Here is an 18200-nt window from a genome sequence, read left to right as displayed (position 1 = left end):
CTTGCTGAAGTGAAGTTTACTGTGCCATGTTGTTTTACGGTTATACACAAGCCGAAGCAGCTCGTGGACCTGCCCTTGCCGATGTAGCTCACGAGAAGTTTGGTGACGGCATCATGAGTGCCATAGATATGAAGGTGGATCTTCAGAAGGTGGAAGAGGACGGACAAGAGCGCATGCTCCTTACCATAAACGGCAAATGGCTTAGGTATAGAAAATTCTGAAAGGAGGTTTAGGTATGCCGAGCAGAAGAGAAGTGTTGAAAGGCTTCTTAGCCGGAACTGCTGCTTCCCTATTAGGTCCTTACATATCCCGTGGTGCTACCAAGATAAGGATAGGGTTTATACCTCTCACGGACTGTGCTCCGGTAGTCGTGGCACAGGAACTGGGGTTCTTTAAAAAGTACGGTGTGGATGTTGAGGTTTCTAAGGAGGCCAGTTGGCCCAACGTGAGGGATAAGTTGCTTAATGGGGAACTGAAAGCTTCTCATACTCTCTTTTCACTACCCCTCTCCGTTTACATGGGTATATCAGGCCCGAAGGGCAAGATAATACCGATCCCCATGACGCTAAGCTTCAACGGCCAAGGTATAACTCTTTCCAACAAGTTTAAGGGAAAGGTAGGTTTCAGGGAACTGGACAAAGTGAAGGCCGCAATAGAGGAGATAAAGGCAAAGGAAGGAGAATGCACTTTCGCCATGACCTTCCCGGGAGGAACTCACGATATATGGCTAAGGTATTGGTTAGGAGCGTGTGGTGTAAATCCCAACAGAGATGTGAGGGTGATCCCAAACCCACCTCCCCAGATGGTAGCCAACATGAAGGTGGGTAGGATGGACGGCTATTGTGTAGGAGAACCGTGGAACGCTGTGGGGGTGTTGGAAGGCGTGGGCTTCACCCATATAGCTTCTCAGGATATATGGAAACATCATCCTGAGAAGGTACTTGCCTTTAACTGGGAGTTTATGCGCCAAAATCCAGAAGAGGTAAAGGCCATAATGAAGGCTGTACTGGAAGCTGCCAGATGGTGTGACGATATGGGGAACCGCAAGGAGTTGGCAAAGATATTGAGTCAGCAGAAGTACGTCAACGCACCTGTCTCTGCCATAGAGAGCAGACTTATGGGCGTTTACGATCTGGGTATAGGTAAGCATGTCTACAAGGATGATTACATGCTTTTCTTCAAAAACGGTGAGGTACCCTTTCCGAGGAAATCCCACGCCATTTTCTTCTTAGCCCAGTTCAGGAGATGGGGAATGGTGAAGGAACCTATCAACTACAAAGCTGTTGCAGATGCTATAGTGATGCAGGACTTTTACGTAAAGGTAGCACAGGAGATGGGTATACCTGTTCCAAAAGACGATATGAAACCGCTTAAGGGTTTCATAGATGGTGTGGTGTTTGACCCCAATGATCCTGAGGGTTCCATCAAAAAGTACAAGGTAAGGGAGGTGTGATTATGGAAACAGGAAGGGTAAAACTGAGCACTGGGTGGAGTGGAAAGCCTATGTTTAGAGTTGTTTTCGATGGTTTACAGAAGGCGTTCCTCTACGTGCTGGGCGTGTTTACCTTCCTTATCCTGTGGTGGTTCCTGTCGCACTTCGTGGTCAGGGACCTCCCAGGACCTTTTACCACCCTGCAGACCCTTTATCACCTTTTAAGGGATCCCTTTTACGACAACGGACCCAACGATAAGGGCATAGGGTGGCAACTTCTTTACTCCCTCAAGAGGGTGTTCTTGGGTTTTCTTATAGGAAGTTCGGTGGCGGTGCCTCTTGGATTGTTCTTAGGTATGTGGAACAAGCTACAGACCATGTTCAACCCCATCATACAGACCCTTAGGCCTGTGTCACCCCTCGCTTGGTTTCCCATAGGACTCGCCATCTTCCAAGCATCGCACCAGGCGGCTGTGTTTACCATAGCTATCACCTCCCTTTGGCCTACGCTGATAAACACTGCCTACGGCGCATCCTCTGTACCAGAAGACTACAGGAACGTGGCGAAGGTCTTTGGTTTCTCCAGGTGGACTTACCTGAGATACGTAGTGTTACCTTATACCTTACCCTTCATACTGACAGGTCTAAAGATAAGTATGGGTATAGCTTGGATGGTTATAGTAGCTGCCGAAATGTTGGCTGGGGGGACGGGGATAGGTTTTTACATCTGGGATTCGTGGAACGCCCTTGACCTAAGGAAGGTTATATCAGCTCTACTGATCATAGGAATCGTTGGCCTTGTACTGGACAGTGTGTTCGGTAAACTTCAAAGGAGGTTTCAGGCATGAGGGCCTTTCTTGAGGTTTTTAAGGTCAGTAAATCTTTCGGTAATTATCAGGTCTTGAAAGATGTAAACCTCCTTGTAAACAGGGGTGAGTTTGTGGCACTGGTGGGACACTCGGGATGTGGTAAGTCCACCCTCCTCTCTATAGTGGCCGGACTGTTACCCCCAACGTCAGGTAGTGTGATATTAGATGGAAGAGAGGTAAATGCTCCTGGTCCAGACAGAGCTATGGTATTTCAAAACTACAGCCTTTTACCGTGGCTGAGCGTCTGGGACAACGTAGAGGTAGCGGTGAGATCTGCCCTACCTAACCTCAGTGAGAAGGAGCTAAAGGATCGTGTGGCCTACTATTTGAGCTTGGTAGGTTTATACGAGCATCGTTACAAGAAACCACCTCAGTTGTCTGGGGGAATGCGTCAGAGGGTGGCGCTGGCGCGCGCCTTTGCAGTGGAACCTAAGCTCCTTCTCATGGATGAACCTTTCGGAGCTCTGGATGCCCTAACCAAAGCTGTTATACAGGAGGAGCTTCTGAAGATATGGGAAGACAAAAGACTCACCTGTCTTATGGTGACCCACGATATAGAAGAAGCCATATACCTCTCCGACAGGATAGTGGTTATGAGTAACGGTCCTGCGGCTACCGTCTTTGATATCCTGGAAGTTAAACTCCCGAGGCCAAGGAACAGGCTGGAAATGGTGAAAACGGCTGAGTATGCACAGCTCAAAGAGAAATTGCTGTATTACCTGACTAACGTACTGAGGAAAGTGGCATGAGTGTACCTTTTCAATGTCCCTTCTGCGGGGTGGCATGTGGCCTCCTGTGGGAAGAGGGGAGGGTGAGGGGAGATAAGAAACATCCTGCTACGCGGGGAGACCTTTGCCAAAAACCCGTCTATTACCCCCGTATGATGGACAGTGGACGTATAACAGTACCCCTCTATAGGGAAAACAAGGATGGACCCTTCAGGGAGATAAGCTGGGATAAAGCATACGACATTCTTTCCTCCATACTCAAAAGCCTTGATGGTGAGGAGGTTTACTTTTACCTTTCTGGACAGCTTCTGACAGAAGATATATACGTAATGGTAAAGCTGGTGAAGGGCTTTCTGAAAACCAACAACATGGATGCCAACTCTAGATTATGTATGGCTACGCCCGCCACCGCTTACCGATTGGTCTTTGGATCTGACGGTCCCCCTGGTTGCTACGATGATATAGATGACTCAGATACCTTTGTTTTCGTAGGATCCAACGCTGCCTGGACACACCCCGTGATTTACAAACGAGTCCTCAAGAGGAAGCACGATGCGGGAGCATACGTAGTGGTTATAGATCCTCTCAAAACTGAAACGGCTAAGCACGCTGATATGCATATCCAACTGAAGCCAGGCACCGACGCTTTTCTCTTTAACGCCGTGCTCTACGTTCTTTACAAGGAAGGGTGCATTGATAAAGACTTTGTATCCTACTGCGTGGAGGGTTTCGAGGAAACCTTAACAACAGTAACTAAGTATGCTCCCTCTCTTGTGTCCTCTCTATGCAACGTACCTCTTTCTCAAATCATAAAGCTTGCCGAACTCTACGCCACTTCCAAGAAGCTTATAAGCTTTTGGTGTCAGGGTATAAATCAATCGTCCTCCGGGGTTGCCACTAACATAGCTTTGATGAATCTTCATTTAGCAACGGGAAGGGTGGGCGAAAAGGGTTTTCCCTTTGCTCTTACAGGTCAGCCAAACGCCATGGGTGGTAGAGAGATGGGGTATCTATCGCATGCGTTGCCTGGTTACCGAGATGTGAGGAACAAGGACCACAGACATCAGGTGGAAAGCTTCTGGGGTATACCGGAAGGCAGTATAAGGGATAAACCCGGACCCACCGTGATGGAAGCTGTTGATCTTATTCTAGAAGGTAAGATCAAGTTCCTTTGGGTTGTAGCAACGAATCCTGCAGTAACACTTCCCTCTTTGGGCAAGGTTTGGAAAGCTTTGAGAAAGGTTTTTCTTGTAGTACAAGACGCTTACTTTAACGATACAGTGAGCTTTGCCAACCTGGTGCTACCTGCAGCTCAGCTAGGTGAGAAGGAAGGGACCATGACAGGTTCCGACAGAACTATCACCCTGTGCAGACGGTGGTCCCATCCACCGGGGGAAGCAAGGCCTGACTGGCAGATTTTTACCCAGCTGGCTGAAAGGCTTGGCTTCGGCAAGAGTTTTCCCTACACCTCCTCTGAAGACATCTTTAATGAACTTAAACAACTGACCAAGGGCAGAGTATGTGACATCTCAGAGTTTTCCTACAGGGATCTACCTAGAAGGTGGGGTGGAAGGTGGCTTTATCCCAACGGGAGCTTCCCCACACCTACAGGAAAGGCTCGCATGTACCCAATAGATCCAGTTCAGAAAGAAACAACGGGAGGGCAGATGATTCTCATAACAGGTAGAACAAAGAACCAGTGGCACACTATGACACGTACGGGCAAAGTTCCACAGCTCCTTAAAGGCGAGGAAGAACCTTTCGTGGCTATCAATCCTGTCGATGCAGACAGATTGGGCCTAAGGGACCAAGATACGGTGGTTCTCAAACGTGGGCGTTACGCCGTCAGGATAAAGTGTAGAGTGAGCCATCATGTACCACAGGGGGTCCTCTTTTCTCCCTTTGGTTACGGTATATCCTTCGGTAATCCTATCAACCTACTCACTACGGACACAGTGGATCCTTTATCTTTCCAACCTGAACTTAAGTTTACACCTGTGGAGGTGTTAGGGTGTTATGAAGAAACGAGCTGCACTGTGCGGAAGCAGGAAGAAGGAGGAGTTCCTTAAGATGATGGCGGAAACTGACATAGAGGCTTATGTAGAAGAGGTGGTTACAATAGAGTATCTGCCAGCAGAGGAAGTAGCCAAAAAACTGGAGGAGGTTTTGTCCTTAAAACCAAGCCATTTCCTTTTCACAACGGGTGAGGGAGTCCAGAGACTATTTCAGGTAGCTGAAGAATACGGAGTTCTACCTCACCTTCTCCAACTCCTGAAGAACTGTGTCATACTCTGCAGAGGTTACAAAACTAGGGGTGTACTCCTCAAGTACGGCTTATCCATAGCTGCCTACTCTGAAAGTACCAGCCATCTTCTTAACACCCTTAAGGACGATGTAAAGATCGCTGTCCAACCCTACGGTGAAGAGATAGAGGAACTGAAGGGTAGGGCCTTTGTACTTCCCGTTTACAGGTATAAGATGGATACCAACAGGATGGACGCTTTTATCGAAAAGTTACTGAAGGGTTTCTACCACGGCGTACTCTTTACATCTCCTTACCAAGTGAGGTACACCTTTGCTAGGGCCAGGGATATCGGCATGGAAGGATATCTTGCGAATGTTATGACAGACAGGGTTTTGGTGGTGGCGGTGGGGCACATGACAGCGGAGGAGCTGTATAAAGCGGGAGTGTTCAGAGTGTTAAAACCACCTAAGGAGAGATTCCCGTTGGCTGTGAGAGAGTTACTGAAGGGTCTTGACCGTGGGTAAAGTCTACATAGTGGGAGCAGGACCTGGAGATGTGGAACTTCTTACGTTAAAGGCTGTGAGGATAATAAGGGAAGCGGATGTTATCCTCTACGACAGATTGGTCAGTGAGGACATACTCCAGTTGGCAAGACCCGACTGTGAGATTATCTACGTAGGGAAGGAAGAGGGTAAACACACACCACAGGACAGTATCAACAGGATGTTGGTGGAACTTTCTAAAGTTTACAGAAGGGTGGTGAGACTGAAGGGAGGGGATCCTTTCGTGTTTGGAAGGGGTGCGGAGGAAGCGCTCTATCTGGCTCAAAATGGTGTTGAGTTTGAGGTGGTTCCTGGTGTCAGTTCGGTGACTGGTGTACCTACGTACGTAGGGATACCCCTCACCATGAGGGGTGTTTCTTCCTCCTTTGGAGTGGTAACTGGGCACGAGGGGGAAGGTTGTTACGGTGTGAGGTGGGAGCTGAGCAGGTACGTGGATACTCTGGTGGTGGTGATGGGTGTGGGTAAGAGGCAGGAGATAGGTAGGAAGCTGTTGGAGTTGGGGAGGGATGCTGAAGAACCCGTGGCCTTTGTGGAGAGGGGATGCACATCCAAACAGAGGGTTGTGGTGACCAGTTTAGGTAGGTTGGCCAGTGATCCACCACCTGTGGAACCTCCTGCGTTGCTGGTGGTGGGTAAAGTGGTGGAACTATACAAAAAACTTAAAGATACTCAACAGCATCCAGAAGATGCGTTACGTCTGGGATAACTAAGTGGGGTATTATACACTTCTGTAGATCCTCCTCCCTGAACTTTCCCGTCTTTACCAAAACACTCTTCATGCCCACCCTCTGCGCACCCAACACGTCAGCCTCTATGTCGTCCCCTACCATAACAGCCTCCTCAGCGCTCACACCCAGTTTTTCTAAAACCTTTAAGAAAAAGGTAGGTGAAGGTTTTCCCAACAGAGTGGCTCTTTGTCCTGAGGCGTACTCAAGGGCTCTTACGAAAGGACCTGCGTCTAGGGAAAGCTCCCCATCTTTATCCTTAAAGTACCTGTTTTCGGCCAACGCTACGAGCCGTGCACCTTTTATAAGGTATCTAAAAGCCTTGTTGAGCGCATGGTAGGTAAAGTTAGTATAAGCATCACCCACCAGTACATGGGTCACAGGTTCACCCTCCAGTTCTCTGAGATCTTCCTTAGCTTCCTCGGTGGTCAAAGCAAACACCTTACCCCCCACAGTCTTTATGTAGTCTACCGCCACTTTGATAGGTGTGAACAACTCTTCTTCTCCTATATGGAAACCCGCGCCTCTTAACTTCTCCAAGGTTTGTGAAAAGGATGAACGTGTGATGTTACTGACAAGAGCTATCTTAAAGCGTTCCTTTAGCTTTTCCAAAATGAGGGGAGCCCCCGGAAGAGGGCTACCCCCCACCATGAGCACTCCATCTATATCTAAAAGAACAGCCTTTGGCATCAGAAGAGGAAACCCACCTCTACACCCAGTCTGGTCTGGTTCTTTTTACTGTTGGAAGTAAAAGGCCTGTCGGCAGCCACATAGGACAGCTCACCTCTTACGAAGAGAGGGCCTTTACTGTAGGAGGGTGTCAGAGTGAATGTCCATGCCTTGTTTCCATCTCCAAGACCTACGAGGTCTATTCCTCCTACGTCCGAGTTATCTTTGACGTACTCTATCCTACCGGCCACTTTAAAGGGTTTCAGATTGTAAGCTAAGTGTAGAGCAACTCCACTCGCTTTGGCCTTTGAAGGTACTTGGGCCTCTGAGTCTGCAGGAGCCTCCACATACAGGGCATCCACCGCAGCTGTTAAGTTACCTATGGAATAAGATGCAACCAGGTTATACTCCCTCTTGTTGGCCGGCGCGGCTGTGTTGTTGGGTCTTGAACTCTTGGAGGGTATAAGAAAGTTAAAGGCTATGGAACCGTCCTTCACGGGTGTTAGTGCTATGCTTCCTTCAAGAGCGGCTTTAGCATGCGCGGTGGAGGCGGTGAAAAAGCCATCGTTGACACCTAAGGTTACACCTAACAGATCTGTAGAATAGCTTACCCTGACACCCTGGTGGAAAACAGGTTGCATATTCCATACAAGACCTCTCTGAATGTAGTTGTTAAGATAAGTAAAGGCAGACTCGTACCCTATTATGGTAGGAAGTCTACCTGCCTTTATGGAGAGCCCCTTAACGGGAGTCAGCTCTAAGTAAGCAACAGGTAGTGCACTGTAGAGATCAGTATAGGTAGCGGTCTTAGAAAGACCTACACCCACAACGGGCAGGCTGTAGGCCCCACCCATCAGGTTAAAACCCCAAGGTTCCGCAGGTTTTGATATCTGGATTATGGCGGATCCTACGTCGTAACGTGTCTTTTTGTTGTCGGTTTTGTTGTTACTGTAGAGGATGTAGCCTGTGAGGGCACCGTTTACGTTGATGGAGCCCATGAAGTCTGTCTTCAGTTCCAAAGCGCTTGCCTGAAAGACACAGCCAGTGAGAGCTGTCAGCAGTAGGTACTTCTTCATGGTACACACCTCCTTATGTGATGTTGTAGGCGCTCTCTCCGTGCTGGGATCTGTCCAGTCCCGTTATCTCTTCTTCTGGCAAGACCCTAAGACCCACCAACGCTTTGGTTATAAAGAGGATTATGGCGGTCATGACGGCATCGTACACTATCACGACCCCCACACTGATAAGCTGTACCGTTAACTGGGAGGGATTACCGTAAAGCAGTCCCTTGCCAGCTTGGTTTATGGTGGGATCTGCAAACACACCTGTCAGTATAGCTCCCAGAATTCCAGCCACACCGTGAATACCAAACACATCTAAGGCATCGTCGTAACCCAGCTTTGGTTTCAGCATCGCTACGGCAAAGTAGGGCAGTATACCTGCGAGAGCTCCTATCACAATAGCGCCGTATATGTTGACGAAACCTGCTGCGGGAGTTATGGCTACAAGACCGGCCACGGCACCTGAAGCCAGTCCCAAGACGGTGGGTTTTTTGGCATGTAGCCATTCAGTGAACATCCACGCGAGAGCAGCCACAGCGGTTGCTGTGTTGGTGTTGAGAAAGGCCGCAGCAGCCAACCCGTTAGCACCTACCGCAGATCCCGCATTGAAACCGAACCATCCGAACCACAGAAGACCTGCCCCTATCACCACCAGAGGAAGGTTACTGGGAATAAGGGAGGTGTCCTTCCTTTTACCCAGCAGTAAAGCTCCTATGAGACCGGCTATACCTGCGTTTATGTGTACAACGGTACCACCCGCAAAGTCCAAAGCACCCAGTTTAGCCAGAAAACCACCACCCCATACCCAGTGGGCCACAGGTACATAGACAAGACTCATCCACAGAATACTGAATACCAACCACGCCGAAAACTTCATCCTCTCTATGTAAGAACCACTTATGAGAGCCACCGTGATGGCGGCAAAGGTGAGTTGAAAAGCCACAAAGAGCATCTCCGGTATAGTTCCCTGTAAGCTGTTCACAGTAACGCCGTTGAGGAAAACCTTGGAGGCGGAACCTATGATACCACCTATATCTTCTCCAAAGGCAAGAGAATAACCGTAGACCACCCATAGGAAAGAGACCACACAGTATGCCAAAAAGGACATGCCTATTGTGTTAAGGGTGTCCTTGTTTTTGGACAGGCCACCGTAAAAGATGGCAAGACCAGGCAGTGTCATAAGCATGACAAGAGCTGTGGACATGAGCATCCATGCCGTGTCACCAGTGTCCAGTTTGGGTTGTGTACCCTCTGCCAGTGCAAAACTTAAGGGCAGCAGTAGTGGTATAATACCACCTATCCAGCGCTTCATCACAGCTACCTCCTCGCCCCGCGGGTGCGGGGCATTTTTTATTTACTTCTTTTCTTTTATTTAGATATCAAAGTACATCTCAAACTCTTTAGGGTGAGGTATGAACCTCAGCTCATCTATCTCCTTACGTTTTGCTTGTATCCACTCCTCTATGAAGCTCTCCGTAAAGACACCTCCTTTTAGAAGGAACTCGTAGTCGTTCTCCAGAGCCTTCAGGGATTCTTCCAAGGATCCGGGAAGTTGCGGTATGTCCTTGAGTTCCTCTGGGGGTAAGGAGTATATGTCCTTGTCCAGAGGTTCTCCGGGATGTATACGGTTCTCTATACCGTCTATGGCCGCCATGAGAATGGCAGAGAAGGCTAAGTAGGGGTTGCAGGTAGGATCAGGGAACCTTATCTCTATCCTCTTTGCCTTAGGAGACTGAGAGTAGGTAGGTATCCTTATAGCTGCAGATCTGTTACGGGCAGAATAAGCGAGCCTTACAGGTGCCTCAAATCCGGGAACCAGTCGGTGATAGGAGTTAACAGTTGGGTTGGTGAAAGCTGTCAGAGCAGGTCCGTGCTTCAGTATACCACCTATGGCGTACAAGCATATTTCCGAAACCCCTGCGTACTCAGAACCTGCGAACAGATTTTCTCCGTTCTTCCATATAGAGAAGTGGGTATGCATACCGTTACCGTTATCGTTGGGTAGAACTTTCGGCATAAAGGTGGCGTACTTGCCATATTTGGCAGCCACCATTCTCACTACGTACTTATAGATAAAGAGCTTATCCGCCTGGTTGACGAGAGAGTCGTACCTTATGTCTATCTCACCTTGACCAGCTGTAGCCACTTCGTGGTGGTGGAGTTCTACTACTATACCCAGTTGGGAAAGAATGGTTACCATCTCGTTCCTGAGAGCGTAAGTCTTGTCGAGGGGAGGCGCCGGGAAGTATCCTCTCTTGTGGGGTATCTTGTAACCAGAAGAGGTGATCTCTCTGTTCCACCAGCCTTCCTCTGAGTCCACCTTCCAGAAAGCGTAGTTGGCTGATGTTCCGAACTCTACAGAGTCAAAGATAAAGAACTCAGCCTCAGGTCCGTAGTAAGCGGTGTCACCTATACCTGTCTGCTTAAGATACTGCTCCGCTTTCTGGGCTATGTACCTGGTATCTCTACCGTACCTTTCTCTGGTGATGGGATCATAAATGTCACATATCATCACCAGAGTCTTGGGCTCCATAAAGGGATCAATGAAGGCGGTGGTAGGATCAGGCACAGCCAACATGTCCGACTCGTGGATAGACTGCCAGCCCCTTATGGAGGAGCCGTCAAAACCCCTTCCGTTTTCAAAGGTTTCCAGCGTAAGCTCGTAGGCAGGTATAGTAAGATGCTGCCACTGACCGTAGGGATCTGAGAACCTCAGATCCACGTACTGCACGCCTTCCTGTTCAATGAGGCTCAAAACTTCTGCGGGCGTGTACTTTGGCATGTTGCACCTCCTTTATTGGTTTTTCATATAGCTTGCTGACCTCTTTCACCTGTTCTTATCCTTATGACGTCTTCTATGGGTATTATGAAAATCTTACCATCACCTACCCTTCCTGTCTGTGCCGTTTTCATAATGGTTTCCACCACCTTCTCCACATCCTCGTCCTTTACCACCACTTCTATCTTCACCTTAGGGAGAAAGTCTATCACGTACTCCGTACCTCGGTAAATCTCCGTGTGTCCCTTCTGCTGTCCGAATCCTCTCACTTCCGTAACTGTCATGCCACCTATACCCAGCTCTACCAGAGCGTCTTTAACCTCGTCCAGTTTGAAAGGTTTGATGATGGCCTCCACCTTCTTCATGCTTCACCTCCTAACCTTTATTTTTGCAAAGAGGATACCAAAAAGCATCCCTTCGGGAGCTTTATTTTATACGCTTTTGTCAAAGGGGGAAGATGTAGAAGGGGTGGAGTTGTTAACAATTTTGTAAATTTGTTTACATATGGTGGAGGCGGAGGGAATCGAACCCTCGTCCGAGAACGGCCCAGCTGGAGGGCTTCTACAGGCTTAGCCGGTGTTTCTTACCTCTCCTCTCACAGCCCACCGGCAGGCGGTGAGAGGCGGGGCACAGTTCCTTTTCGGAAGGAGGTATCTGTGCCCATACCTCCTTCCTACACCGCTGTCTCTGAACCCTACCGGCAACCCAGCGGTGCAGTCACCGGAGAGCCGCTGCCTTCAATTAGGCAGCGAGGGCGAGTTCAGCTTCGGGAAGTGTTTCCCGGTGGCTGTTGAGGGTGCCACCCTGCCTGCTTCCCTCAGCCTGCCGTCCCCGTCGAATCCATTCGCCCCCTAATACAGAAATAAAATATAAAATGTCCAAGAAGATGTGGGAGGGGAATTATGAATAAGAAACTTCCATGCTGTTGGTGGACAACGTACTACAGATAGTCTATGAAGATGTGGGAGAAGGAGGACTACTGAAATTCATCACCAAACCTACAGCCAGTACGGCAGCGGTTTCTGACCTCAGTGTGTAGGGTCTTAGACGAACAGGTAGAAAACCTTTTTCCCTCAAAAGTTGTACCTCTTTCTCAGAGAATCCACCTTCTGGACCCACCACTAAATGCACCTCTTTTACATCCTTTAGATTGACCTCACTCAACCAAATCTCACCTCCAAAGCTATCCAGCACCATACACACACCTCCCCTACACTTCAGATCTTCGAGATGAGTGACAGGTGCTATCTCCAAAGGTATGGGTCTGCCACACTGCTTAAAGGAGGAAAAAGCTATCCTCCTCCACCTTTCGTATCTTTTCTCTAGGGCCTGTAGGTTCTGAAAACTCCGAGATGACAGAAGGGGTGTAAGTTGGTAAGCTCCCACTTCACTCACCTTCTCCACTATAAAATCCATCTTACCTATCTCTACAGGAACACACTGGTAAAGATACACGTAAGGCTCAGCAGGTCGGGTACTTATCTCCTCCAGTATTCTACACACGGCACCTTTTTTACTGATGGACTCAAGAACACAGAGGAAGAGCCTTCCCTCCCAAAAAACCTCCACCTTTTGTCCCACCTTCCATCTTCTTGCAAAGATGTGTTTTAACTCCTCCCCCTCTATTCTGAAAAGATCACCTCTGCGGAAGGTAGCTACAGTTCTCTGCATAGCGGGGGGGACAAGTCCCCCCATCACATGTTACTTGAGGCCTTCTCTCAGATCCTTGGCGGGCCTGAACACCACCACCTTTCTGGCAGGGATGTTGATAACGGCACCGGTTCTGGGATTCCTTCCCTTTCTGGCAGCCCTCTGCCTTACGGTAAAGATACCAAAACCGGGTATGGCCACCCTTTCACCCTTCTTGAGGGCATCAGCCACAGCAGCTACAGCTGCTTTAAGGGCAGCATCTGCCTCCTTTTTGGTTATACCGGCCCCCTTGGCTATGGCGGAAACAAGCTCAGCTTTCGTCATGGCAATCCCTCCTTATGAAGTTTTTGTCGCTCTTATAATATACAGCAGGTTGCTTTTGAATGCAAGTTTTGAATTAAGATAGATGGCTATGTTTAGGGTGTGTACCTACAATGTCAACTCTATAAGGAGCAGGAGAGAGCTCCTCTTTATGTGGTTAGAAAGATCTCAGGTTGATGTAATCTGTCTTCAGGAAACAAAAGTAGAGGAAAGGGCTTTTCCATTCCCGGATTTTGAAAAAATAGGTTATCACTGTTATGTGAAAGGCCAAAGGACTTACAACGGGGTAGCTATATGCAGTAAGTTGCCTCTCCAAGATGTTTTCAAAGATACATCTATGGATATCTTAGACAAAGAGAGCAGAATAATAGGTGGAAGATTGGGGGATATATGGCTTATAAACGTGTACTTTCCTCACGGAGATCTACGCGGGACACCTAAGTTTACTTACAAACTCGCCTTCTACCAGCAGTTTTACCAGTTTCTTGCGGAAAATTTTAGTCCAGAAGATAAGATAATACTATTAGGTGATATGAACGTAGCTTTAGAAGATATAGATGTTTATGATCCGGTGCTTCTGAGAGATACTATAGGAACTATGGAAGAGGAAAGAAGCGCGTTAAGGAAGATACTGGAGTGGGGTTTTGTGGACACCTTCAGATATCTGTATCCCAACAAAGTTCAGTTCACGTGGTGGGACTACATAGGAGGTGCTGTGTGGAAGGATCAGGGTATGCGCATAGACTACATCCTGGTTACCAAACCCCTCCTCCCTTCTGTGAGGGACGTATATGTAGATATGTGGGCTCGCAAGAGGAGATCGCCTAAACCTTCGGATCATGCACCTGTGGTGTGTCTGTTGGAACTATGAAGGCTGTCTTTTTAGCTCTTGTGGCCAGTTTTGTGTGGGGTGTGGCTCCTGTTATTTTTAAAACTGGACTGGGTGGTAGGACAGATATAGCGGTTGCTCTGGTAGTTCATAATCTTTCTGCGTTCCTAGTATCTTTGATTTATCTTTTGCTGGCAGGCACGTGGAGTGTGGCTCCCAGAGAACTTGTGTTCCTTCTGTTGGGGGGTGCCTTTTCAGGTTTCTTGGGAATGTTCTTTTTCTTCCACGCGGTAAAGGAGGGAGAGGTGTCGGTGGTGGCTCCAATAGCTTCCATCTCTCCCCTGTGGGCCTCTATCCTCGCCTCCTTACTCCTGGGAGAAAGGATAACAGTTTTACGCCTTTTGGGTGCTCTTCTTATAGTGATGGGTACGGCCCTCTTGGCTCTGTCTTCTAAGCGATGAGGGACTTTTTCAAGGGCCTTTTGGTGGGATTTTGCCTCTACCTCCCTTTTTCCCACATGGCTGTCTGGTACTTCTCCCTTCTGGGCCTTTACATACTTCTGAAAGATATTAATGTGCGTTTCTGGACCATATCAGGTTTTGTGTTCTTCCTTCTGTCCCTTAAGTGTGCCACCATAGCGGTAACCCAGTATGGAGGCATCAGCTGGCCTCTCGCTTACGCTCTTGTAGTACCTTTTGTACTTTTTCTCACCCTCTTTCAGTTTACCTTGCCGGTCTACTTGACAAAGAAGTCTCACGTGTTACTGCTACCTATCTTCTATCTTTTTGCTGAGTTGATAAGGTCTTACCATCCCTACGGTGGGTTCCCGTGGCTCATAGTGGGAACCCTCACGGTTTATTTTCCTTTCCTTAAACACAGTCTTTCTCTTTTTAACGTGTATTTTCAAAGCTTTTTTTTACTCATGTTTTTAACACTTCTGGCCAGGAGAAGATGGATGTGGATGACTCTCCTGCTCTCTGTGTGGGTGTTGTCAGCTTTCTATGGCTACACTCAATTAGAGAAGAAGATGACTTCAGCAAAAGAAATCCTGGTAGCCCTCGTGCAAACAGCTGTACCCCAGCAGGATAAACTCAGAAAAGATCTTTTTTACCAACACACCGACTCTATACTGGATCTGTTGCAGCAAGCAGTGAGCAAAAAACCTGATCTGACAGTATTACCGGAGTCTGCACTCCCCTTTTTCTTTTCAGAAGAGGACATGATGGAACCCCTTTACCGTATGAGTTACCTTTCTCCCATATTGGTAGGACTCGTGGACATAAGGGAGGGTACGAAACCCTATAACTCTGCCTATCTCTTAGCCAACGGCAGGCTTGTGGACCACTATGATAAGGTTAAGCTGATGCCTATAGGAGAGTTCTTGCCAGAGCCCTTCGGTTTTCTCAAGAGGCTATTTCCTGCCATATCAGGTATTGACTATGTGCCGGGTGACCAAATCAGACCCCTCCGTCTGGGAGACATAAGGATAGCCACACCCATATGTTTTGAGATAGCCCATATGAGTCTCGTGCATAAGATGGCTGACGGTGCTCACCTTGTGGCGGTACTTACCAACGATGGTTGGTTCAACAACTCAGATTGTTCTTATCAGCACCTACTATGGGCAAAGGTGAGGGCCCTAGAGCTGGGAAAGTATGTTCTCTGGGTCAACAACTCAGGAGATACAGGTGCTATCGCACCTGATGGCAGTATAGTGAAGAGATTGGGTTACATGCATAGAGGTTTTATCTACGTGCGTGTTAAACTGCTTGCAAACAGACCTTAACTGTAAGATAATTTCCTTATGCGCAAGATAGAGATAACGGATGTATCTCTGAGGGATGGCATCCAAAGTCTTTTGGCCACACGGGTAAGAACTGAGGATATGTTACCTATCATAAGCATTCTGGATAAGTGTGGTTTTTGGTCGCTGGAAGTTTGGGGAGGTGCCACCTTTGACGTGTGTCTGAGGTACCTAAAGGAAGATCCTTGGGAGAGGTTAAGAAAGTTCAAAGAGCACACACCTAACACACGCTTGGAGATGCTTCTAAGAGGACAGAATATAGTAGGTTACAGACATTACCCAGACGATGTGGTGGAAGCCTTTGTAAAGAAAGCTTATGATAACGGTATAGAGGTTTTCAGAATATTTGATGCTCTTAACGATACTAGGAACTTACGTAAAGCGATAGAAACCGCTAAGAAGGTAGGCGCTGTTGTTAAGGGTGTTCTCTCTTACACCATAAGCCCGGTCCATACGGTGGAGTATTACCTGCGTGTAGCCAAAGAACTGGTAGATATGGGAGTTGACATACTGAGCATAAAGGATCAGGCCGGGATTTTGTCTCCCAAGATGGCTCATGATCTGGTGTCTGCTCTGAAGTCTGAGTTTCCCCATTACCCTGTGCATCTTCACACCCAAACCACAGCGGACCTTGCCCAGATGGCACAGCTCAAAGGGATAGAGGCAGGAGCAGATATGATAGATACCGTTTTTTACTCCCTCTCCTGTCAGACATCCCACCCTCCCGGTGAGACGATGATATATGTACTGAGGGAACTGGGATACCGTGTGGATGTGGACGAGAAACTGTATAAGAAGGCGGGTGATATGTTTGTGGAAGTGAGGAAAAAGTACAAGAAGTTTGACCTTTTGCCTCCGTATCCTGATGTAGGAGTGCTCACCCACCAGGTACCTGGAGGTATGATAACCAACTTTATAAACCAGCTGAGAGAACAGGGTATGGAAGATAAACTACCGGAAGTTTTAGAGGAAGTGGTGAGGGTAAGAGAAGACTTAGGATACCCTCCCTTGGTAACACCCACCAGCCAGATTGTAGGTACACAAGCCTTCCTTAACGTGCTGCATGGCGAACGTTACAAGGTGGTTACGAAGGAAACTAAGGATTACGTGAAGGGGCTTTACGGTAAACCTCCTGCACCTGTAAAGGAAGAAATACTCAAAAAGATTTTGGGAGACGAAGAGCCCATATACCACATAAGACCTGCAGATCTTTTGGAGCCTGAGCTGGAAAAGGTGAGGGAAGAAGCTCTGAAAGCTGGTGCGCGCAGTGAGGAGGATATACTCTCCTACGCGCTGTTTCCCATGATAGCTAAAGAGTACTTCCAGTGGAGAGAGAGCTACGAAAAAGGAGAAGCTGTAAGCCCAGAGGTGGAACTTTCTCAAGAAGAGAGGGAAAAGATACCTGTGGAGTTTGTGATAACCGTTCACGGTGAGCAGTACCATGTGCAGATAGCGGGTAGAGGCGAACCCACTCAAGAAGGTAAATCCTTCTTCATAAGACTGGACGGTAGACTTGAGGAGGTTATCATAAAGCCTCTTCGGGAGGTAAGCGCTGTTACCACACCTTACGGAGAGATATACGGTGGAGAGGAAGTAAAACCCAAGCGCCCCAGACCTGTGGGTGTAGGGGATGTAACATCTCCCATATCGGGTAAGGTGGTGTCCATAAAGGTAAGCGTAGGTCAAGAGGTTAAAGAAGGTGATGTATTATTCACGGTGGAAGCTATGAAGATGGAAAACGAAGTACACTCTCCTGTGGACGGCGTAGTGGAAGAGATACTGGCTGTGCCCGGTGAAGTGGTTAACCCTGACGAGGTGGTGATCAAGATAAAACCCAAGATATGAGGCCTAAAGTGTTTGTGGTGGAAGATGATATAGATCTCTTAGAAACTGTAGTGCATTACTTGGAAGAGGAAGGGTTTCAGGCAGAAGGTTTCAGAGATGGCTCCTCCTTCATCAGAAGGATCAGGGATGATGTCCCTCACCTCGTACTTCTGGACGTTATGTTACCCGATCACGATGGGTTCAGCTTGGCAAGGTACCTTAAAACAAATCCGGCCACCAAGTCGGTCCCTATCGTGTTTATCACCGTAAAAGGTATGGAGGACGACCGACTGAAGGGTTTTGAGTTGGGTGCCGATGACTACATAACAAAACCCTTCTCCCTCAGGGAGCTTTTGGCCAGAATACGTGCCGTACTGAGGCGCTCGGGCCACTTGAAAAGTGAGGGTATATACCAGTTGGGTGAGCTACAGATAGACACCCAGAAGATGGAGGTAAGGAGAGGTAAAGAGAAGATATACCTTACACCTACAGAGTTTAAAATCTTGGAATGTCTTCTTGAAAACTACGGTAGGCCTGTGAGCAGAGAGTATCTTATAGAAGCTGTACTTAAAAAGGATGTGTATGACAGGACTATAGACGTCCATGTGAAGAATCTTAGGGAAAAGCTGGGAAAAGAGGGGCAGGCCATAAGAACCGTCAGAGGCATAGGTTACAAAATAGAGTTATGAGATGTGCTTCCT

At 48.0% G+C, this 18200-nt stretch carries 19 protein-coding genes and 1 other RNA gene; 12 read left to right on the top strand and 8 right to left on the bottom strand.

The genetic code is table 11. The features are described 5' to 3' along the window. The first annotated feature begins 26 nt into the window (after positions 1 to 26). The 7 genes from THAL_RS06725 to cobA are packed head-to-tail and all read left to right on the top strand — an operon-like array spanning position 27 to position 6543. On the top strand, positions 27 to 221 hold the full coding sequence (locus tag THAL_RS06725) for a cyanase (RefSeq protein WP_012992359.1): 195 nt from the start codon (positions 27 to 29) through the stop codon (positions 219 to 221). 14 nt (positions 222 to 235) lie between these two features. Further along, positions 236 to 1453 (top strand): CmpA/NrtA family ABC transporter substrate-binding protein, encoded by a 1218-nt coding sequence (locus tag THAL_RS06720; protein WP_012992358.1) that lies wholly within the window; start codon positions 236 to 238, stop codon positions 1451 to 1453. A 2-nt stretch (positions 1454 to 1455) separates the two neighbouring features. Next, entirely contained in the window at positions 1456 to 2280 is an 825-nt protein-coding gene (gene ntrB, locus THAL_RS06715) for a nitrate ABC transporter permease (RefSeq protein ID WP_012992357.1), read from the top strand. Next, positions 2277 to 3050: an ABC transporter ATP-binding protein gene (locus THAL_RS06710; protein ID WP_012992356.1), complete on the top strand. Its 774-nt coding sequence runs from the start codon at positions 2277 to 2279 to the stop codon at positions 3048 to 3050. Before ntrB ends, THAL_RS06710 begins: the two co-directional genes overlap by 4 nt. After that, complete coding sequence (locus tag THAL_RS06705) at positions 3047 to 5098, top strand: molybdopterin oxidoreductase family protein (RefSeq protein ID WP_012992355.1); 2052 nt, start codon at positions 3047 to 3049, stop codon at positions 5096 to 5098. Before THAL_RS06710 ends, THAL_RS06705 begins: the two co-directional genes overlap by 4 nt. After that, positions 5046 to 5798, top strand: coding sequence for a uroporphyrinogen-III synthase (locus THAL_RS06700; protein WP_012992354.1), 753 nt, complete (start codon positions 5046 to 5048; stop codon positions 5796 to 5798). Before THAL_RS06705 ends, THAL_RS06700 begins: the two co-directional genes overlap by 53 nt. Next, positions 5791 to 6543, top strand: a complete 753-nt coding sequence (gene cobA, locus THAL_RS06695) for a uroporphyrinogen-III C-methyltransferase (RefSeq protein ID WP_012992353.1) — start codon at positions 5791 to 5793, stop codon at positions 6541 to 6543. The genes THAL_RS06700 and cobA overlap by 8 nt, the downstream gene beginning before the upstream one ends. Here cobA and THAL_RS06690 read toward each other — a convergent pair. The 8 genes from THAL_RS06690 to THAL_RS06660 form a co-directional block, all read right to left on the bottom strand. Beyond that, positions 6497 to 7252 (bottom strand): TIGR01458 family HAD-type hydrolase, encoded by a 756-nt coding sequence (locus THAL_RS06690; RefSeq protein ID WP_012992352.1) that lies wholly within the window; start codon positions 7250 to 7252, stop codon positions 6497 to 6499. The genes cobA and THAL_RS06690 overlap by 47 nt on opposite strands. After that, a complete protein-coding gene (locus THAL_RS06685) occupies positions 7252 to 8307 on the bottom strand; it encodes a porin (protein ID WP_012992351.1) in 1056 nt (351 codons plus the stop codon). Before THAL_RS06685 ends, THAL_RS06690 begins: the two co-directional genes overlap by 1 nt. A 13-nt stretch (positions 8308 to 8320) precedes the next feature. Then, on the bottom strand, positions 8321 to 9604 hold the full coding sequence (locus tag THAL_RS06680; protein ID WP_012992350.1) for an ammonium transporter: 1284 nt from the start codon (positions 9602 to 9604) through the stop codon (positions 8321 to 8323). 60 nt (positions 9605 to 9664) lie between these two features. Then, on the bottom strand, positions 9665 to 11074 hold the full coding sequence (gene glnA / locus THAL_RS06675; RefSeq protein WP_012992349.1) for a type I glutamate--ammonia ligase: 1410 nt from the start codon (positions 11072 to 11074) through the stop codon (positions 9665 to 9667). 23 nt (positions 11075 to 11097) lie between these two features. Then, the gene (locus tag THAL_RS06670) at positions 11098 to 11436 is read right to left on the bottom strand and encodes a P-II family nitrogen regulator (RefSeq protein ID WP_012992348.1); all 339 of its coding nucleotides are present in this window, start codon (positions 11434 to 11436) and stop codon (positions 11098 to 11100) included. A gap of 140 nt (positions 11437 to 11576) precedes the next feature. Continuing rightward, positions 11577 to 11923: a transfer-messenger RNA gene (gene ssrA, locus THAL_RS08325) on the bottom strand. Positions 11924 to 12022: 99 nt separating this feature from the next. Beyond that, positions 12023 to 12742, bottom strand: a complete 720-nt coding sequence (locus THAL_RS06665) for an RsmE family RNA methyltransferase (protein WP_041434116.1) — start codon at positions 12740 to 12742, stop codon at positions 12023 to 12025. Between the two features lie 30 nt (positions 12743 to 12772). Further along, on the bottom strand, positions 12773 to 13045 hold the full coding sequence (locus THAL_RS06660; protein WP_012992346.1) for an HU family DNA-binding protein: 273 nt from the start codon (positions 13043 to 13045) through the stop codon (positions 12773 to 12775). A gap of 88 nt (positions 13046 to 13133) precedes the next feature. On the opposite strand from THAL_RS06660, the gene xth reads away from it, so the two are divergent. From xth to THAL_RS06635, 5 genes are read left to right on the top strand one after another with little or no spacing between them, the layout of a single operon-like run. Then, on the top strand, positions 13134 to 13913 hold the full coding sequence (gene xth, locus THAL_RS06655) for an exodeoxyribonuclease III (protein WP_174248490.1): 780 nt from the start codon (positions 13134 to 13136) through the stop codon (positions 13911 to 13913). Further along, positions 13910 to 14332, top strand: coding sequence for an EamA family transporter (locus THAL_RS06650; protein WP_012992344.1), 423 nt, complete (start codon positions 13910 to 13912; stop codon positions 14330 to 14332). Before xth ends, THAL_RS06650 begins: the two co-directional genes overlap by 4 nt. Next, positions 14329 to 15657 (top strand): apolipoprotein N-acyltransferase, encoded by a 1329-nt coding sequence (gene lnt / locus THAL_RS06645; protein ID WP_012992343.1) that lies wholly within the window; start codon positions 14329 to 14331, stop codon positions 15655 to 15657. The genes THAL_RS06650 and lnt overlap by 4 nt, the downstream gene beginning before the upstream one ends. A gap of 18 nt (positions 15658 to 15675) precedes the next feature. Next, positions 15676 to 17520 (top strand): sodium-extruding oxaloacetate decarboxylase subunit alpha, encoded by a 1845-nt coding sequence (gene oadA / locus THAL_RS06640; RefSeq protein WP_012992342.1) that lies wholly within the window; start codon positions 15676 to 15678, stop codon positions 17518 to 17520. Next, positions 17517 to 18188, top strand: a complete 672-nt coding sequence (locus tag THAL_RS06635) for a response regulator transcription factor (protein WP_012992341.1) — start codon at positions 17517 to 17519, stop codon at positions 18186 to 18188. Before oadA ends, THAL_RS06635 begins: the two co-directional genes overlap by 4 nt. Positions 18189 to 18200: the final 12 nt, after the last annotated feature.

This window comes from Thermocrinis albus DSM 14484 (assembly GCF_000025605.1).
Taxonomy (GTDB): domain Bacteria; phylum Aquificota; class Aquificia; order Aquificales; family Aquificaceae; genus Thermocrinis; species Thermocrinis albus.
This window is presented reverse-complemented; position numbering and strand designations above follow the sequence as displayed.

Excerpts from the sequence above, each read along its gene's own strand:
- THAL_RS06720 (WP_012992358.1), top strand. The coding sequence starts at position 236 with ATGCCGAGCAGAAGAGAAGTGTTGAAAGGCTTCTTAGCCGGAACTGCT.
- THAL_RS06660 (WP_012992346.1), bottom strand. The coding sequence starts at position 13,045 with ATGACGAAAGCTGAGCTTGTTTCCGCCATAGCCAAGGGGGCCGGTATA.
- glnA (WP_012992349.1), bottom strand. The coding sequence starts at position 11,074 with ATGCCAAAGTACACGCCCGCAGAAGTTTTGAGCCTCATTGAACAGGAA.
- ntrB (WP_012992357.1), top strand. The coding sequence starts at position 1,456 with ATGGAAACAGGAAGGGTAAAACTGAGCACTGGGTGGAGTGGAAAGCCT.
- THAL_RS06635 (WP_012992341.1), top strand. The coding sequence starts at position 17,517 with ATGAGGCCTAAAGTGTTTGTGGTGGAAGATGATATAGATCTCTTAGAA.
- oadA (WP_012992342.1), top strand. The coding sequence starts at position 15,676 with ATGCGCAAGATAGAGATAACGGATGTATCTCTGAGGGATGGCATCCAA.
- THAL_RS06665 (WP_041434116.1), bottom strand. The coding sequence starts at position 12,742 with ATGCAGAGAACTGTAGCTACCTTCCGCAGAGGTGATCTTTTCAGAATA.
- THAL_RS06680 (WP_012992350.1), bottom strand. The coding sequence starts at position 9,604 with ATGAAGCGCTGGATAGGTGGTATTATACCACTACTGCTGCCCTTAAGT.
- THAL_RS06650 (WP_012992344.1), top strand. The coding sequence starts at position 13,910 with ATGAAGGCTGTCTTTTTAGCTCTTGTGGCCAGTTTTGTGTGGGGTGTG.
- THAL_RS06670 (WP_012992348.1), bottom strand. The coding sequence starts at position 11,436 with ATGAAGAAGGTGGAGGCCATCATCAAACCTTTCAAACTGGACGAGGTT.
- lnt (WP_012992343.1), top strand. The coding sequence starts at position 14,329 with ATGAGGGACTTTTTCAAGGGCCTTTTGGTGGGATTTTGCCTCTACCTC.
- THAL_RS06710 (WP_012992356.1), top strand. The coding sequence starts at position 2,277 with ATGAGGGCCTTTCTTGAGGTTTTTAAGGTCAGTAAATCTTTCGGTAAT.
- THAL_RS06685 (WP_012992351.1), bottom strand. The coding sequence starts at position 8,307 with ATGAAGAAGTACCTACTGCTGACAGCTCTCACTGGCTGTGTCTTTCAG.
- THAL_RS06725 (WP_012992359.1), top strand. The coding sequence starts at position 27 with ATGTTGTTTTACGGTTATACACAAGCCGAAGCAGCTCGTGGACCTGCC.
- THAL_RS06700 (WP_012992354.1), top strand. The coding sequence starts at position 5,046 with ATGAAGAAACGAGCTGCACTGTGCGGAAGCAGGAAGAAGGAGGAGTTC.
- xth (WP_174248490.1), top strand. The coding sequence starts at position 13,134 with ATGTTTAGGGTGTGTACCTACAATGTCAACTCTATAAGGAGCAGGAGA.
- THAL_RS06690 (WP_012992352.1), bottom strand. The coding sequence starts at position 7,252 with ATGCCAAAGGCTGTTCTTTTAGATATAGATGGAGTGCTCATGGTGGGG.
- THAL_RS06705 (WP_012992355.1), top strand. The coding sequence starts at position 3,047 with ATGAGTGTACCTTTTCAATGTCCCTTCTGCGGGGTGGCATGTGGCCTC.